General features: G+C 42.5%; 19 protein-coding genes and 1 pseudogene. 16 read left to right on the forward strand and 4 right to left on the reverse strand.

Annotation, left to right across the window (positions count from 1 at the left end; genetic code table 11):
- Nucleotides 1-18: 18 nt before the first annotated feature.
- The 11 genes from EGV91_RS14325 (at nt 19) to EGV91_RS14375 (ending at nt 10,221) form a co-directional block, all read left to right on the forward strand.
- Entirely contained in the window at nt 19-687 is a 669-nt protein-coding gene (locus EGV91_RS14325) for a Type 1 glutamine amidotransferase-like domain-containing protein (protein WP_135504834.1), read from the forward strand.
- Between the two features lie 234 nt (nt 688-921).
- A complete protein-coding gene (locus tag EGV91_RS14330; RefSeq protein ID WP_135504836.1) occupies nt 922-1,479 on the forward strand; it encodes an RNA polymerase sigma factor in 558 nt (185 codons plus the stop codon).
- On the forward strand, nt 1,466-2,224 hold the full coding sequence (locus EGV91_RS14335; RefSeq protein WP_135504838.1) for a hypothetical protein: 759 nt from the start codon (nt 1,466-1,468) through the stop codon (nt 2,222-2,224). The genes EGV91_RS14330 and EGV91_RS14335 overlap by 14 nt, the downstream gene beginning before the upstream one ends.
- A complete protein-coding gene (locus tag EGV91_RS14340; RefSeq protein ID WP_241666196.1) occupies nt 2,212-3,090 on the forward strand; it encodes an ABC transporter ATP-binding protein in 879 nt (292 codons plus the stop codon). The genes EGV91_RS14335 and EGV91_RS14340 overlap by 13 nt, the downstream gene beginning before the upstream one ends.
- 4 nt (nt 3,091-3,094) lie before the next feature.
- Nucleotides 3,095-4,327 carry a hypothetical protein gene (locus tag EGV91_RS14345; RefSeq protein WP_135504840.1) on the forward strand — a complete coding sequence of 411 codons (1,233 nt, stop codon included), beginning with the start codon at nt 3,095-3,097 and terminating at the stop codon, nt 4,325-4,327.
- 10 nt (nt 4,328-4,337) lie between these two features.
- Complete coding sequence (locus EGV91_RS14350; RefSeq protein ID WP_135504842.1) at nt 4,338-5,468, forward strand: hypothetical protein; 1,131 nt, start codon at nt 4,338-4,340, stop codon at nt 5,466-5,468.
- 107 nt (nt 5,469-5,575) lie between these two features.
- On the forward strand, nt 5,576-5,821 hold the full coding sequence (locus tag EGV91_RS14355; protein ID WP_135504844.1) for an RNA polymerase sigma factor: 246 nt from the start codon (nt 5,576-5,578) through the stop codon (nt 5,819-5,821).
- A 151-nt stretch (nt 5,822-5,972) separates the two neighbouring features.
- Nucleotides 5,973-6,458 carry a GNAT family N-acetyltransferase gene (locus EGV91_RS14360; RefSeq protein ID WP_241666197.1) on the forward strand — a complete coding sequence of 162 codons (486 nt, stop codon included), beginning with the start codon at nt 5,973-5,975 and terminating at the stop codon, nt 6,456-6,458.
- A 476-nt stretch (nt 6,459-6,934) separates the two neighbouring features.
- On the forward strand, nt 6,935-7,222 hold the full coding sequence (locus EGV91_RS14365; RefSeq protein ID WP_135504846.1) for a hypothetical protein: 288 nt from the start codon (nt 6,935-6,937) through the stop codon (nt 7,220-7,222).
- Between the two features lie 529 nt (nt 7,223-7,751).
- A complete protein-coding gene (locus EGV91_RS14370; protein WP_135504848.1) occupies nt 7,752-9,254 on the forward strand; it encodes a glycoside hydrolase family 32 protein in 1,503 nt (500 codons plus the stop codon).
- A 1-nt stretch (nt 9,255) separates the two neighbouring features.
- The gene (locus EGV91_RS14375; RefSeq protein WP_135504850.1) at nt 9,256-10,221 is read left to right on the forward strand and encodes a carbohydrate kinase family protein; all 966 of its coding nucleotides are present in this window, start codon (nt 9,256-9,258) and stop codon (nt 10,219-10,221) included.
- A gap of 140 nt (nt 10,222-10,361) precedes the next feature.
- Here the strand turns inward: EGV91_RS14375 and EGV91_RS14380 are convergent, their stop codons facing one another.
- Complete coding sequence (locus EGV91_RS14380) at nt 10,362-10,712, reverse strand: hypothetical protein (RefSeq protein WP_135504852.1); 351 nt, start codon at nt 10,710-10,712, stop codon at nt 10,362-10,364.
- 360 nt (nt 10,713-11,072) lie between these two features.
- Between EGV91_RS14380 and EGV91_RS14385 the strand changes: the two genes are divergently transcribed.
- The 5 genes and pseudogenes from EGV91_RS14385 to yiaA all read left to right on the forward strand — a co-directional run bounded on the left by EGV91_RS14385 (nt 11,073) and on the right by yiaA (nt 14,831).
- Nucleotides 11,073-11,648, forward strand: a complete 576-nt coding sequence (locus EGV91_RS14385; RefSeq protein WP_135504854.1) for a TetR/AcrR family transcriptional regulator — start codon at nt 11,073-11,075, stop codon at nt 11,646-11,648.
- 129 nt (nt 11,649-11,777) lie between these two features.
- Nucleotides 11,778-12,770, forward strand: a pseudogene (locus EGV91_RS14390) (NADP-dependent oxidoreductase).
- Nucleotides 12,771-12,820: 50 nt separating this feature from the next.
- The gene (locus tag EGV91_RS14395) at nt 12,821-13,180 is read left to right on the forward strand and encodes a hypothetical protein (RefSeq protein ID WP_135504856.1); all 360 of its coding nucleotides are present in this window, start codon (nt 12,821-12,823) and stop codon (nt 13,178-13,180) included.
- 106 nt (nt 13,181-13,286) lie between these two features.
- Nucleotides 13,287-13,826, forward strand: a complete 540-nt coding sequence (locus EGV91_RS14400) for a hypothetical protein (protein ID WP_135504858.1) — start codon at nt 13,287-13,289, stop codon at nt 13,824-13,826.
- Nucleotides 13,827-14,375: 549 nt separating this feature from the next.
- The gene (yiaA, locus tag EGV91_RS14405; protein ID WP_135504860.1) at nt 14,376-14,831 is read left to right on the forward strand and encodes an inner membrane protein YiaA; all 456 of its coding nucleotides are present in this window, start codon (nt 14,376-14,378) and stop codon (nt 14,829-14,831) included.
- 89 nt (nt 14,832-14,920) lie between these two features.
- On the opposite strand, the gene EGV91_RS14410 is transcribed toward yiaA, so the two are convergent.
- The 3 genes from EGV91_RS14410 to EGV91_RS14420 form a co-directional block, all read right to left on the reverse strand.
- On the reverse strand, nt 14,921-15,436 hold the full coding sequence (locus tag EGV91_RS14410; RefSeq protein ID WP_135504862.1) for a hypothetical protein: 516 nt from the start codon (nt 15,434-15,436) through the stop codon (nt 14,921-14,923).
- 190 nt (nt 15,437-15,626) lie between these two features.
- Entirely contained in the window at nt 15,627-15,887 is a 261-nt protein-coding gene (locus EGV91_RS14415) for a hypothetical protein (protein ID WP_135504864.1), read from the reverse strand.
- 49 nt (nt 15,888-15,936) lie between these two features.
- Nucleotides 15,937-16,395, reverse strand: a complete 459-nt coding sequence (locus EGV91_RS14420; RefSeq protein ID WP_135504865.1) for a hypothetical protein — start codon at nt 16,393-16,395, stop codon at nt 15,937-15,939.
- Nucleotides 16,396-16,726: the final 331 nt, after the last annotated feature.

The raw sequence follows: 16,726 nt of genomic DNA on the forward strand, positions 1-16,726 counted from the left end.
GGAAAAGGAGTTGAACTTATGAAATTTTTGCTCACATCCGCAGGCGTCACGAACAAAAGCATAGAAAATGCGCTGGTTGAAATGTTAGATAAGCCAATCGCCGACTCCACTGCTTTATGCATCCCTACTGCAATGTATGGACATCCTTGGGTCGGCCCCGGCATCAAAACTTGGGAGTTCATCAGCGGGAATTCCGAGAACCCCATGGTTGGCCTGGGTTGGAAGTCGGTCGGCGTGCTCGAGCTTACAGCGCTGCCGAGCATCGACCAAGACCGGTGGGTTCCGCTAATCCGGGAGACGGACGTCCTGTTGGTGGCGGGCGGCGATGCCCTCTACCTGGCACATTGGATGCAGCAATCCGGGCTGGCTGAACTCTTGCCGTCGCTGAATGCAGTTTATGTGGGAATGAGTGCAGGAAGTATGGTGATGGCACCTCGCATCGGGGAAGACTTTATTGGCTGGACTCCACCCGACGGAAGTGATGAAGCGATGAAGCTGGTCGATTTCGCCATCTTTCCGCATCTGGAGAATGAGGAGCTGCCGGAAAACACCATGGCTAACGCAGAGAAATGGGCTGCCGGAATACAGGGGCCAGCTTATGCGATTGATGATCAAACCGCTATTAAAGTGATCGACGGAGCGGTCGAAGTTATTTCTGAAGGGCGATGGAAGTTGTTTTCTCCCTGATGTAGCTCGATTGTAAAATAGTTAAGACACCCTCACATTTCAGCAAGAAAAGGAGCCATTTATGGCTTCTTTTTTTATGGAATACATACAACCGATCATTGTATATAAAGTTACTAAATTTCTCCATGAGAGGGCTTAATTTCCTTATAATAAAATTAATATATAAAAATTAAAACTATTTCTGCCAATTATACGAATATATGTATGAAGAGATGAAAGTGATGTGAGGGGAAAGTGGAATTAGAGAAGCGATGGATTCGGCGCGTGCAGCGTTCCGCGCATGAGGACAGCGCAAACCAGTTGGTGAAGCATTATTATAAAGAGGTTTTTGCATTCGTCTACAAGCAAGTGATCGATGAACAAACATCACTTGATCTGACACAGGAAATATTTGTTCGGATGCTGCAGTCCATCTCGGGCTTTGATGCACGAAAAGCATCTTTTCGTACGTGGCTTTATCGGATTGCCAGCAATCATTGCGTCGATTATTTTCGTTCGAAAAGCTACCGGACGTCAGTTAAGACCGGTTACATAGAAGAAGACCTAGAAAGCGCTGAAAACATCCTGCAGCAGATTACACAGAAGGAACAGGTCCAGGAACTGCAAGCGAGCTTGGCGCTTTGTGACCATACAGCGCAGCACATCGTGCGCTATAAATTGTATCTCGATCAAACTTTTGCTGAAATAGCCGTCACGCTGCAATTACCGGAATCGACCATTAAAACGAAGTATTATAAAACAATCCGCTTTATACGAAAGGAAATGGAGGAGAAGCGACATGGCAAAGGATAAATGGGACATCCCGTATCCGGATGAACAGGAAATAGAGCGGCAAGCTGCTCTTATTGTGCAGAAAGCCTTTCCCGAAAAGAGCTGGTTTTTTAAAGAAATACAAGAATTTAAGACCCAGGTGGGATGGGGGCATCTTTTCCCGAACCGCAGCGAAATCATTTTTACGAGCCTGTTGTTGGTACTTAGCATTTACGGCTTATGGTTTACGGCTTCAGCCAATCAAACGACCTCACCATCCATTTACGGCTATGCGTTTCTGGTGTCGCCTCTATCCCTGGTGTTTCTGATCGCTTATGCCTTTTATGAAAAGTTGGAGAAGCAGACACTCGAACTCGAAATGACCACGAAATTCACAATTTTTCAAGTGATGGCTGTGCGGATGCTTGTCTTCAGCGGCATATCGCTGTTCTTGAATATGACGGGGTCCTTCATTGCTGCCATGAATTTCGAGGTGGATTTTTTACGGATCTGGTTCATTACGTTAACTGGCCTTTTCGGTTTTTCGTCGGGTCTGCTGTGGTTTATCGCCCGTGGCAATGTCTTGCGCCGCTCAGTAATTTTTACGGCCGGATGGCTGGCTATCAATAGCGCTTGGTTATTCGCTATGAAAGAGGCCTATTTGCAAGTGATTTTTCATCTTCCGCTCGTGGTTTATGGGGGAATCCTGCTCATGTTGGCCGGTTTGTTTTTCTATACATTCAAAAAAGCATTTACACGAAAGCAGGAGGGGTTATGGACATGCTGACAATCAGCAACGTGAGCAAAGATTATGGGAATTTTAAAGCGCTTGAAGGGATGAACCTTCAATTTGAAAACGGAATTTATGGGTTGCTGGCGCCAAACGGAGCTGGAAAAACCACACTCATCAAAATGCTCGTTACGTTAATAAAACCGACTTCCGGTGAAATCCTTTACAACGGCAAACCCATCGAAGCACTTGGAGAATCTTACCGGGAACTGATCGGTTATTTGCCGCAGCACTTCGGATACTACAAGCATTATACGCCCCAGAAATATCTGCGCTATTTGGCGGCTTTAAAAGGCTTGGAAAAAGACAAAGTGGATCAGCGCATTGACGAAGTATTGGAAATGGTGGCACTTGGTGAAGTGAAAAAGAAAAAGATGCGGAAGTTTTCAGGCGGCATGATTCAACGCGTCGGCATCGCCCAGGCATTGCTGGGGGATCCGAAAATCTTGATTTTGGATGAACCGACAGCCGGGCTCGATCCGAAAGAACGCGCCCGTTTCCGCCATTTGCTCTCGGATCTGGCGCGCGAGCGCATCATCCTGATTTCAACGCACATCGTCTCAGATATTGAATCGATTGCCAATGAAATCATCATGATACGAGATCAGACGCTTTTGTACAAAGGAGATAGTGCAGCGATTTGCCGCAGCTTGCAAGGGAAGATTTACGAAGTGGCAATGCCATTCGAGGATTTTGCAGATTTCCGGAAGCAGTACCTGACACTCGAGGAAAAACAGGAGCAAGGGCATATGCTGGTGCGCTTTTACGCCCCTGAACAGCAAGAAGCAGAGTGGACGCCGGCCGTTCCTCAACTGGAAGACGTTTTTCTGATCGAATATGCCAATGAAAGCAGTGTCAGGTGATGGGATGCTAATAACCTGGCATGAAATGAAAAAAGCGATCACCTCTCCGGTCATTGTCATTTTACTCGTGTTGTTTATTGCATTTAATGGGTTTCAAGTGATCGGCCAGTCTTTAGCGAAAGAAGAATTGAAGGTCGTGAATGATATCACCTTTTTATATGGCAGAACGCTCACCAACGCCAGTTTGCAGCAGATGAAGGATGCGCTTGATCAAGATGCAAAGAAATTGGGGACGGAAGAAGAAGTCCAGGACTATTTGGAAGCGATGACGTTTGAAAAATACGAGCAGGAGGATGTCTTCCAGCAACAGGCAATCGATCAAATAAGCTTGAATTATACCTACTATTCATTAGGGGCAGAACTTGAATCTCGTTACACGTCAATCGATATGGACGAACTACGAGAAGATTTGTTCGAGGCCTCGCAGATGCAAGGGTGGTTAGCTGGATTTATGGGAAACCAATTCACCAAGTGGAAGGATCGGTACGAAGAAATTGTGGAAACGGCAGAATACAAAGAATGGTTTTTTGCGGGCCAATACCGCATGCACAGTGAGCTGTTCCGTTCACTGGTGAAAAACATCGCCGTCCAAAGTGTGCTGCTAGTTGTGTTGGTGACTGCGCTCATCGCGAATTACGAAGTGGAGCAGCGAACACAATCCACGGTCTATACGACGAAAAAAGGGCGCAAGCTGATCTGGCATAAATTCTCAGCGGCGATGGGTGTCAGTTTGCTGATTTTCATTTTGTTGGCAGGTTTTTCACTTGGAATCTTTTTTCTTACATATGATTACTCGAGTGTTTGGCAGACGCCGATCAGCAGCGGGCTGAATTGGGAGTATAAGCTTCCTTATATCACCTGGTGGCCATTGACTGTTTGGCAATTCCTTATCTTAGCGCTTCTGACAGAATTGGCTGTTGTCCTGATTGTCGCTATGTTGGCATTCGCCATCAGTCTTTACGTGAAAAATAGTTATTTTAGCTGGATACTCTGTATCGCTATGCTCGTTGCGATTTTTTTACTGCCTTCGTTTTTAACGGCTTATCCGGTGCTGCAGTTCATTGCCAGCCTGAACATCACAATGGTGCTGCTGAATCCTCATATGTATTTTAATGGGGGCACTACATTCAGCATGATTCAGTTCTTTGAATTGTGGACGATTCTTTTATGGCTGCTGATTGCGCTGCTGGGAAGTGGTTTGGGAATACGAAGATTTTTGATAAAGGATGTGGTATAGGAGAATGCGTTTGTTTGGAATGGAAATGAAAAAGATTTTTTCATGGAAACTATTGTTGCTGATTGCCGTGGTCAACGTTTTGTTGTTCTACCTGCGCTTGGAGTTCGAACTCGAGCATTTTCCAAACGGCCGGCCAGCAACGGATCTCTTTCGGATTGAACAGCAGCTGATTCCGGAATACGGCGCAAGAATCGATGAAAATGAATTATTGGAAATAAAAGCCCTGTACACCGACCGGGTAACAGCGGCCAATGCTTTCTTTGAAAAAGAAGACAATGCACAGGTGCTAGGAATTACTGGTTACAAAGAATTCCAGGCTATGGATACAGCCGATCCGGAACTTTCAGCATATTATTCGGATTTGATGTTCGAGAGCGGCCAGGATTTCCTTTGGGAACTGCAGGCCTGGGAATTGCTGATCGAAAATTTTGAAGCGCGGGACAGTGCCATAAAAGCACAGATTGAAAGGACGGACGGAGCACGCCAGCAGCATTATGAACAGCAGTTAGCAGAAGAACGATTTGCTTTCTATTCCAGTACGGTGCTTGACAATTTTCTTAACTACAAGACATATATGGCCATCATTATCCTGATTAGCATCACTATTCTAATGTCGCCGGTTTTTCTGCGGGACTACCGCGCCGGAATGCTGCCGATCCAATATACAGCCAAAGTTGGAAGAGGCGTCTATCGGGCAAAGTGGCTGGCCGGTTTATGCAGTACGGCAATTTTGACGGTTTTGCTCCTGGCGATTTATATGGGTCTCTATTGGACGAATGGAACGGCTTCCCATTTTGCAACGCCATTGTCGTCGTTCGGTTGGTACGATTATTGGTATGACATGACTTTCTTCCAGTATATTGTCTTATCGGTCACTGCGATTTTCGTCGTTGCAATGTTGCTTGGAGTACTGTCGATGGCTATTTCAACCATTGTACCGAATGCAATCGTACTGATCGGCATTCAGATTGTCGTCCTGTTCATCATGATTGCAGGAGTTACGATGTACTTAATCCGCGATATCATCATCCTTTATCTACCGCAAATGCTCGTACCCGCAGCTTATCTTGTTTTATTTGGAATCATCTTTATAAGCTTTGGATGGATATGGAGACGTGAATTCCGAAAAGACATCGTTTGATGCGCAATGCTGTTTCCTGATAATGAAAGAACTTGAGGCGGATCAGAACTTGCCAACCCTATAAAAGTGAAAATCAGTGGCAATGAAAAAGGCGGGTGAAGCTTGAAATGAGATATGGGAATATGGAAACAAGCAGCACCTTGTCTATGGAAGAGGAGCTGATGGCAGCACGAGAAAACCGGTTCGAACTCTTGAAACTGCTGAGTGAGTTAGGCGCATTAGACCGTGATATTTTGGTAATGAAATTGATCCAAGGCATCTCGAATAAAGAAATCGCTGTGCATTTGGGCTTGGCCGAATACACCGTTAAGATTCGGATTCATGATGCACTTAAAAAATGGGATGTACTATAAGAGTATGAATCATAAACGGGTTGAACATAAAGGGAGAGAAAGGGCTGTTTGCAGCTCCGTTTCTCTCCCTTTCTTGTCTGAAAAATGTGCTTATACGATCAATTATTTTTGCAGCAAATATTTGTTTAACTTATATCCTTAAAGAAATACAATGGTAAAATTAATCCATTGGAAGATAAAGGGGAATATACAAGATATGAACATTAGAAAAGCAGAAAACAATGACTTGAAAACAATTGTATCTTTATCACCACAAGCTGTCTTTGACGGGACGCTTGGAGAAGCAAGGCCTTCTCATTCGAAGATTGATAGCATGGTTAACCCTTTACTGGAGAAAGGGGGCTTCTATTTGGTTGCGATAGACGAAGAGAAAATCGTTGGATGGCTTCTTTTGGGAACAACAAAAGATCAATTTACGGACGAGGCAATCGGCTTCATTTACGAAATATATATTCTCAAAGATTACCGGGGCCAGGGATTTTCAAAAGAATTGATGAAAGCAGCAATCATGCATTTCCGGCAGGAAGGATATGCAGAAGTCCGTCTAAGCGCGAAAGCTGACAATCCAGCGGTCAGAATCTATGAGAACGTAGGTTTCAAAACGAGGACCGTAAGCATGAGCCTGAATTTGAAATAAAGTGAGTATGATTTATGTGCAATTACGAAACATTCCACTCGACTTTCTTAAATAAAAACCTTCAGAATTAAATCGAGTTCCACTTCCGATTTTCTGGATTAAAGGAGCCAATATGTTTAAAAAAAGACCAAAGACAGATCCATCAAAACCTAAAAATTATGCCGCAATTGGGTATACTGTTCTATTTTTTCTTTCTCTTGTCCATTTAAGTTTTGAAATATACCACGATGAAACTGAAAGTCTGGCAAGGAACATCATAATTGCTGGCTTTATGTTCTCTTTATCGCTTTTTTCTTGGATCATTTACTATATGCACTTTAAGCTCTATACAAAAGAATTTAACTCCAAGAATCCTGTGTAAAGATTCTGTTCATATATTTTGAGAACCGTATATTCGTTTTACAACCGAGAAGAATAACGGAAATCAAAGCTGCTGATAAGCATCTGTACTTCATTGCTCAAAAATAAATTAGGATATGCAGTATGAAGAGAAAAATATCTCTTCTCAAGATGCAAACAAGGCTCCTGAATATGTAAAATTACGGATTCTTGAAATTGACAATGGAAAGATGATGATTGGCCCGCCCGCTGCCGACCCAGAAGCTTCCTATCCTGCATATGAAGTATTCATCGACAAAGAGACGAAGGTAGAGGGAGAAAAGACGTTTATAAATGAATTAATAGTAGGCGATCATGTGAGCGTGTGGACTAAAGCAGCAGCTTCAGATAAGGAATTCGCGGAGAAAATCATTGTAGCAAAATAACGCTATTATTCAATCAATCCTTTTAAAGATTGGAAGAAATCTTATCCGAGGAGCAGCCGATTAACAAGCTAAGATGCCGGCAAGTTAAGAATTCAGGCTGTCCATTTGAGGCTTTCCCGACTATAAAAAGCACATTTTTCCAAGTTGTTCGGCAAGTAGATTTCGTTATTCCCATGATATAATTAGGTATGAGCAAGTAGGAGTCTGAAGAGCCTCATCGTGATATTTCGAATCTGAAAAATCGGATTATAGCTCCATTAGTCCGTCAACAAAGTTGTCATCGGCTTCACTTGCTTTGGCAAATCCACACCAGCAGTGTAGAGCAAGAAAAGTTATTCTTTTCGATGTATTTCAGTTGTCTTGATTGAAGAATCACAGGTGACAAGAAGACAAGCGAATTTAAAGCCCTTTTTGGAACCGCTTCCAAAAAGGGCTTTTTCTAGGGAGAAAGGAGTTGAGCGATATTCAAGGTTTTGGTAACGTGTTATACCGTAAGATTTTGCTTTTATTAAAAGGAGCAGACTAAAAAATGGAACTGCAGCGTGAGAAAAAATACATCCGGCTCGATCAAGTCAGCCAGCAAGAGATCGATTCATTGATTTCAAAGGTCAATAGCTGTTTGTGGCGGCAAACGTTTCATATTCAACCGGTTTCCGGGCTTCTCAATGATCCGAACGGCTTCTGTTACTACAACGGGGAATACCATCTGTTTTATCAATGGCATCCGTTAGGGCCGGTCCACGGCTTGAAATATTGGTACCATACGAAGTCCGCAGATCTTGTGAACTGGAAAAATGTCGGGATCGCCATCCAACCGGACAATTATTTTGACAGCCACGGGGCGTATTCGGGAAGTGCTGTGGAACACGAAGGGAAAATCTATTTATTGTACACGGGCAATACGCGGGATGAGCATTTTGAAAGACATCCCCACCAATGCATCGCCATTATGGATGCTGAGGGGAAAATCACGAAATTGGAAAAATCCGTTCTGGATAATGTCCCAGCGGGGTATACGGAGCATTTTCGCGATCCGAAAGTGTGGAGAGAGGGAGACCGTTTTTACGCAGTGATCGGAGCGCAACGAACGGATAAAACAGGGACCGTGTGTTTATTAAGTTCACCTAATCTGCTGGACTGGAAATTTGAAGGGGAACTGGATACAGAATTGGATTCCTTCGGATTCATGTGGGAATGTCCGGATTATTTTGAAATTGAAAATCAAGGCGTCCTGATTTTCTCTCCACAAGGACTGAAACCTGAAGGGGATCTTTATCAAAATATTTACCAAGCAGGTTATGTGATGGGCAAGAAAATCGATTTGGAGCGAAAAGAATTGATCCACGGGAATTTCATCGAACTGGACAGAGGCTTTGATTTTTATGCGCCCCATACGATGCAAGATCCGAAAGGCAGACGCCTATTGGTCGGCTGGATGGGATTGCCTGAAATCGAGTACCCGACCGATATTAATGGATGGGCGCATTGTTTGACGATTCCTCGGGAATTGTCGGTCGACGATGGGAAGCTGATCCAAAAACCTGTTCCCGAACTTCAATCGCTGCGCAAAAAGAAAGTCGAAGCAGCGGATATCCTTTCAAATGAAAAGAAAGTGGTTGAAGGATTTTCTGGTGACACCTATGAACTGGTGTGTGAGTTCGAACAAGGTAATGCCTTGGAATACGGGATAGAATTCCGGGCGGATGGAAATGAAAAAACGGTGATCACGTATGATGCGATCCAGGAGAAAGTCATACTTGACCGCACACAATCGGGCCAAGTGATCGGCAGTACATTTGGAACGGTCAGGAAATGCCACATCGATGGCGATGTGTACAAATTCCATTTGTTCGTCGATTCTTCATCGGTGGAGATTTTTGTGAACGATGGAGAAGAAGTGTTTAGCTCCCGGATTTTCCCGGACGGCAAAAGCCAGGAAATCCGCTTTTTTGCAACAGGTGGGTCTGCATCGTTTAAAGCGGTGAAGTGGGATTATAAAACAGCGCAAGGTATGAATAAGGAGGTGTGCTGAAATGGGAAATCTGATTTCCATTGGCGAACTATTAATAGACTTTATTCCGAATGAAAAAGGAGTGGCATTGAAAGATGTCGTTTCGTTTACGCGAGTCCCGGGCGGTGCACCGGCAAATGTGGCAGCTGCGGTTGCAAAGTTTGGCGGAAAGGCTTCGCTGATCACCAAATTAGGGGAAGATGCCTTTGGTGATTTTCTTTTGGAGCAGCTTATAGAGGCCGGTGTGGGCATAGATAAGGTATTCAGAACAAAAGAGGCGAAAACCGGCCTCGCCTTTGTCTCCTTGCGCGAAAATGGAGAACGCGACTTCTCGTTCTACCGGGATCCATCTGCAGACCTGCTGCTTAGGGATTCGGAAATAAATGCCGAGTGGTTCAATCAAGGGGATGTATTGCATTTTTGTTCGGTGGATTTAGTCGAGAGCCCGATGAAAAAAGCACATGTGAAAGCGATCCAAGCAGCCAAATTGCGCGGCGGGATCATCAGTTTTGATCCCAATGTGCGCCTGCCGCTTTGGGACGACCCGCAGGAATGCCGGAAGACGATTCTGGAATTTATTCCAATGGCGCATCTTGTCAAAGTCGCTGATGATGAACTGGAGTTCATAACGGGCATAGCGGAAGAACAAAAAGCCATTGCATCTTTGTTTACGGGGGATGTAAAAGCAGTGGTGCTGACAAAAGCCGCGAAAGGCGCAGATCTCTACGTGCACAATAAAACATATTCAGCCGCGGGATATGCTGTGAAAGTAGAGGACACAACGGGCGCAGGAGATGCGTTCATCGGTGGCTTCATCTATCAGCTCTTGAATATGGATGCAGAACCAGGAAATTTAGAGCTCTTATTAAGTGAACATCATCAAGATATACTGACATTCGCAAATGCCAGCGGAGCGCTGACTACTACAGGAAAAGGGGCGATTTCTTCGCTTCCTACGCAAGAACAGGTTATGCAATTATTGAAATAAAAAAATTGAATTTCTGGTTAGATGTATGGGTTAGTTTGCTGAATCAACTGTAAGACTGAACCCATGTAAAACTTTTAAAGAGAAGAAGCCGACAGCGCTTCTTCTCTTGTTTTTTGTGAAATTCAAAGTGCGGTCAAACCTCAGTTTTCTTTATCTAAAAATATTTCTTTTGCATAACAAGTTCTTGGTATAGTATCTGCACACGAATCTCTTAAAGTAACTCTCACCTCATCTTGTGGACGCAAACTATCTCGATTTAGTTTAGTTTCTTGAAGATTTAGAATGCTGGTTTCATCGTTAACAACAACCAATATTTCTTTCTCGTTTTCCTGTAGCTCTTGTGATAATTCCAAAAGAATTTTATCTTGAATTATTTCTGTTATGGTTCCATTTACTTCATGAGTTGTCTGTTCTGCTGTTTCAGTATTTTCTCCTTGTTCTCTGCATCCACTCAATAATAAAATTAATATAATAACCGATGTTTTTTTCATACGATCGTTTCTCCTTCTCTTTAAAGAATAATGAACACCTGACTTTTTATTTAGACGTGAGAAAGGCGTGATAGTTACATTAATTGGAAAAATGATAAGTCCTCTCTTACTAAAACGAATGTAACTTATTGAAAAAATCCAAGAAAGAAGTTGTGGGGGACATCAAATCGTTTCCCATAAGCTGCTTTTTGTATTGCCTTAAATTACACAGTTCGAATTCTTTACTAATCGTTCTAGAATGAGCTATTATTAAATCAGAATCAATTAATTTTTACCCTATTTAGAATGAATGTTCTAGAAAGTGTTTGAATAATTTATACTTCGTAATTTCAATCAAACAAGGTGCCGGGGGAGAGAAAAATGGGCAGACATAAAGCTTTTGACGAAAAAGAAGTATTGAAAAAAGCGATGGAGCTTTTTTGGAAACAAGGGTACGAAAAAACGTCGCTGCAAGATTTGGTGGACCATATGGGAATTCATCGCAGAAGCATCTATGATACGTTTGGCGACAAACGAGCATTGTTTTTGATGTCTTTGGCTTATTATGAAGAGATGTTGACAAATGATCTGGTAAAGTTGATGAATGCTGGTGGACCAAGTAAAGAGGCCATAAGGGAAGTTTTTTCATTCACCTTAAATACAGCGGAGTATTACCCAAAAGGTTGTTTGGCTGTCAATGCAGCTGTTGAATTATCCCTATTGGATAAAGAAATAGCTCAGATTTCAACTGAACTGTTTAAAAAAACAGAACGTGTATTTCGCTATCTAATAATGAAGGGACAAACAAGCGGCGAGTTATCAAAGGAAATCGATCCGGATGCCATGTCCCGTTTTTTGCACAATAACCTGCTTGGACTAAGGGTATTGATAAAAACCAATTATACAAAAGAAGAACTTGAAAGCATTGTCGATCTAACACTTTCCGTGCTGAATTGAATTTCTTTTTACCTATTTTAGAATTTTCATTCTAGAATTAGCATCCTTAAATATTGAACCGCACGGCAACAAGTTTCCAGACTGAATAAGCTTAGGAAAATTTTTAATCCAAGAAGTGGAGGATTTAGGATGAAAGCATTGATGATTGAAAAGTATAAAGCAGACCCTATTTTTACGGAACGGCCGACTCCAGAAGCAATAGATTTTGAAGTGCTGGTTGAAATACATGCAGCAAGTTTGAATCCGCTTGATACAAAGATCCGGAATGGCGAGCTGAAATTGCTTCTTGACTATAAGATGCCTTTGACTTTGGGCAACGACTTTGCAGGAAAAGTCATTAAATTGGGGAATAAAGCGACTAAGTTTAAAGTGGGCGACGAAGTATATGGGCGTCCGTGAGCTGAAAAAATCGGCACTTTCGCCGAATATCTGGCTGTCCATGAAGATGATATCGCTATGAAACCAGCAAACCTGACTTTCGAAGAAGCCGCAGCCATTCCCTTGGTTGGATTAACGTCTTATCAAGCATTGCATGACATTCTCCAGATAAAAGCGGGAGAAAAAGTGCTCATTCATGCGGGGTCTGGTGGAGTAGGAACTTTTGCAATCCAACTTGCAAAATCCATGGGAGCAACGGTTGCAACAACGGCGAGCGATGGAAGCCTTTTAGTGAAAACGCTTGGGGCCGATCGAGTGATCAATTACAAAGAAGAAAAGTTTGAAGATGTTTTGCATGAATATGACGCTGTATTGGATACCATCGGGGGAGCAAGCTTAGAAAAATCATTTGCAATTTTGAAAGAAGAAGGCCGTCTTGTTTCAGTTTCTGGAACGCCTACGGGCCGGTTTGCGGAAGAAAATGGATTAGGGATCGTTAAGAAAATCTTGTTTTCGTTAGCCAGTGCAAAACTGATGAAATTGGCGAGAAAAAACAATGTCCAGTACACGTTCCTTTTTATGAAGCCTAGTGGCGAGCAGCTGCAGGTGCTGACAAAACTGCTGGAAGCAGAAAAGATCAAGCCTGTTATTGATACGGTTTTCAGTTTTGAAGATGCTCAAAAAGCTTTGGCGTATTTGGAGAAGGGAAAAGCGAAAGGGAAAATCATTATAAAAATGAAATAAGTGAAAGCAAGCCAGTTAAGAAGGGGGAAGAATCATAGAAAAAAAGGCTGATGTGGATATTAGCAGCAAGCCTTTGCGCCAACGTTTATCTTGTTGCAGAAAAATATTGGCTTTCCCTGTCTACGCCAAACGAAAATGATGACGTTATTATTGGCGAAATGACTCAAATGATGCTGGAAACTGACGAATATCAGCGATTAGCGGGAAAGGAGACTGTCTACTCAATCACGGCAGGCGTAGATCGAAGTAAAGGTGGCAGTGAGCCCTACAATTATGTCGTAGTTGTAAAGACAGACAAGCAGGCTTATCTTTTCAGTTGCAGTGATGGAACTTGTTCCGATGTGGATATGATCGGTACGATGTATTCCGATTATGCAGAAGGCAAAACAAAGTTGCCGCTAAAAGAATGAGCCTGAAATTCTTCAATAAATAAGAAAGAATTTTCTAGTAATAAGGGTATAGAGTAATAGAGAGAAAAAGGAGATTTGGCATAAATAAGTAGGAGGAGGTTTTCGGATGAAGTGGATATTTGGGTTGGTTGTCGGGTTGCTTGTTTTTCTCATCAGCAGTCTAGGATCCAGTTTATTGCTTCCGCCAGGGTTGTTTATCACAGTTGTAACGGGGGGAGTCGGGAGTTTTCTGTTCCTGGTGTTGCTTGGCTATCGAAAAAACTTGCTGAAAAACGTTGGCTTGAGCATGATTGGCCTGGTGGTGGCGTTCTTGGTGGGATTCGGGATTGGAGAAGCTTCCTCGCTTCTTCCAATTGGCGACATCATGCCGAATGTTATTTTCTTCGTCACTGCAGCGACAGTTTACGGTACATTTATGGGACTGATTTTGCATGGCAAGAAAGAGCTTGGATTTTTCATTCTGATAAGTTTGATTGCAGGAGTTGTTCTCACCGCAATCGTCTTCCTGGCTGGATTAATGGAAGGGCAGTTCTGGAACGGCATCGACTTGAACTATATTGTTATCATGAGTACGCTCGGAACGGTTGCAGGTGTGGCCATCGGACTTTATCAAGATAAACGAGAGCTTAAACAAAGTTCAGTTTGAATTAATCGGCGAAAAATCGGACTGCCCGAATTGGACTGAAACCCAAATGGCAGACACTTTTAAGAAGTGGCTCATTTGGGTTTTTTAATTCCCGTGCAAAATGATCATTTTTATTTGAGGTATTATTGGACATGTAAAGATGCTGAAATTAGCAAGGCAGTTTAGACAGTCAGGAACTATATATGGATATAAAACAATAAAAGCAGACAAACAACGAGTATTCTAACCAGTTCAAGATGGGTGGAAGTTTGGAATCTCCAAAAAGAGTGGATTTTATTTAAAAATTCTGTCGAATAAGTAGTTATTTAGACAGGCATCTTATGATAAAATATAACTGTTCCTATGGGAGAATACGGTAGCAAGCCGATGGCAATCGGTGTGCCTTTCCAAGCCGACTAAGCTTAAGTGCTGCGGAAAATCCAGACATCTTAAACCTAGCCGGCTAGTTGCCGATCCATGAAGGTCAACGGGCGCAAAAGTTTGCAGTTGGTTGTAAACGAAGTCCTGCCTATAGATTAAGAAGCGTTGCAAATGAGAGGGGCTAATTGTATGTTGGGTGAGAGAGATGAAGATGTATTCGAGAAGAAGCCAGTAGAGAAACGCAGGCTTGGCGAACCGACAGGCGCTTTTAAAGGCGCGGCCTGGGGTTCCCTGCTGATTGGGGTAGCGTCATATTTAATAGGGTTGTACAACGCGACAATGGAATTGAACGAAAAAGGCTATTATATTACCTTATTGATTCTCGGGCTTTACGCTGCAGTGTCGCTTCAAAAAGCAGTGCGGGACCGTGACGAAGGGATACGTGTCACGAACCTGTATTTCGGCATTAGCTGGTTTGCACTAATTGCGGCGCTTGCGCTCATGGCGATCGGCCTGTTCAACGCGGGAAGCATCACGTTAAGCGAGAAAGGCTTTTATGGCATCTCGTTCGTTCTGAGCTTGTTCGCTGTGGTTACTGTACAGAAGAACGTCCGGGACACAGAAGAAGCGAATCAGGATAAGTGAATTACAAAAAAAGAAACGCCTAACAGATTTCCTGTTAGGCGTTTCTCTGTATAACAGCTTTAAAATGATTATAGTTATGATGGTGATTATCACATATTATTGGGTTTTGTGCTTTCTTCAAAACCAACATACCAGGCATCCTCTAAAAATTCATTCCACTCCAATGTAAAACTTTTCGCTTGGACAATCAACCCGCATAATTCACTTGATTTCCAATCAAGCCCTTGTAGGTTAAAAATACTTTCATGTTCACTTCTCTCCACTTTGAACGATGCAATTTCCATTTTATTTAAATAAGGAATGTGGACGAATTTTGTTTCCAGCTTAGATTCCTTTTCTCCCTCTAAGTAGTCAGCAATGGACTGGGGGTTAACATCAATGTATAGTTCTGCACTAGCTGAGGATACATCTTGGAAAGTTAATAGGCATGAATCAGTAGAGACTGCATTAACACCTGGGTTCAAGGGATGTTTTTCCGAAAGGTTAAAAAAGTCGAGCTCGATTATTATTTCATTTGAAGACTCTTGTATTGAGACAAGTGAACAATCGTGAAAATCCAAGTCCTCGAAATATTGATCAGTTGTGGAAAAACGGTAGCATGTCATGAATAATTCTCCTTCTATACATATCTTTACTAAACGCGATTTACTCAAGGCCACTTTAGATGCAGGTGTGCCAAAGGATGCAATAAAAGAAGGGACGAGTAAAATTAGAAAAAAAGAAGCGAAAGGAAGCGATAAGATGTTTTTGAGAAAAAATCATTAGTAACTTCCTTTAGGAACGCTTCTGCAAGGATTACAAGTTAGTCGGTGATTCCTTAACCTTTTTGATCAAGGCATCAATGGCGAACCCATAGAGCAACGCTAAAAGAAAATGGAGAGGCAGAAGGATAAAAAGTGCGTTAGCTGTTTCCGGCAAAAGTGAATGGAAATATGTAAATACAGGATCGATTACCGTCCAGACAAGAGATTTCGCAGGACGCGCAAACAATTCGAACGTGATTAACCCGAAACTTAAAAGCGGCAGCCAAAAAGAGAATTTATAGAAGAGAGCCATGTCTAACCTCCTTATTTAACAGAGTAAGGGAAAAATATCATAGAACTTCCTAATATTCTTCGCTTAAAAATTCTTCGATATATTCTCTCAACTCCTCTTTAAGTTCTTCCAAGGTTTCATCGACGAACATTCCAATAATTTTACTGCCAGGTATATTTGTTGAAACCTCTAATCCTAAAACGGTCCGTACGCATTTCCATATTGTAATCAGCTGCATGTTAATAAGATCGCTATCGGGAACGGCTTTTTCGGATACGCCAATAACTATGCTAGACCAATATCCTGGCTGGAAATGATTATGGCCATCAACATCGAGACTAGCATGAAATTCAAGGTTTTTTTCTTCAAAGATGAAACGGTTTTCCTGCAATAAAATTTTACTGTGTTCTTTTAAAGCTGATTCCATGTCTTGTATCTTTGCCTTTAGTTCCGGGGTGAAACTTTTTTCTTGGTACTTCATGATAAAACCACAGCCCTTTATTAATAGGATAATTTTGTTATTCTTCAAGCAAGAAGGAAACTCCTTCTAAAAGGGAATGAAATCGACTTGCTTAGGTTTAAGCTGGACATTTAATCAATACGTTCATAACCTTGTTAGCGCAGTGATGAAAGAGCACATATTTGCCCTTCGCCGTATTGCGCTTCGAATCCTTGAGAGATTGCTTACGAAAAGTGGATGAGTTGGTTGCTCTCTTTAATTTGAGCTACTAGCTAACAACCGGTCTGGCCACGAAGACTCCTGTGGGACAGCGAAGGCTGAAGACCCCGCAGACACGTCAGTGACGAGGAGGCTGAAGCTGAGCCCACGGAAAGCGAAGTGGCCTGACCGAGTGGGTATA

This window comes from Planococcus koreensis, assembly GCF_004761975.1.
In the GTDB taxonomy this organism is placed as follows: Bacteria; Bacillota; Bacilli; order Bacillales_A; family Planococcaceae; genus Planococcus; species Planococcus koreensis.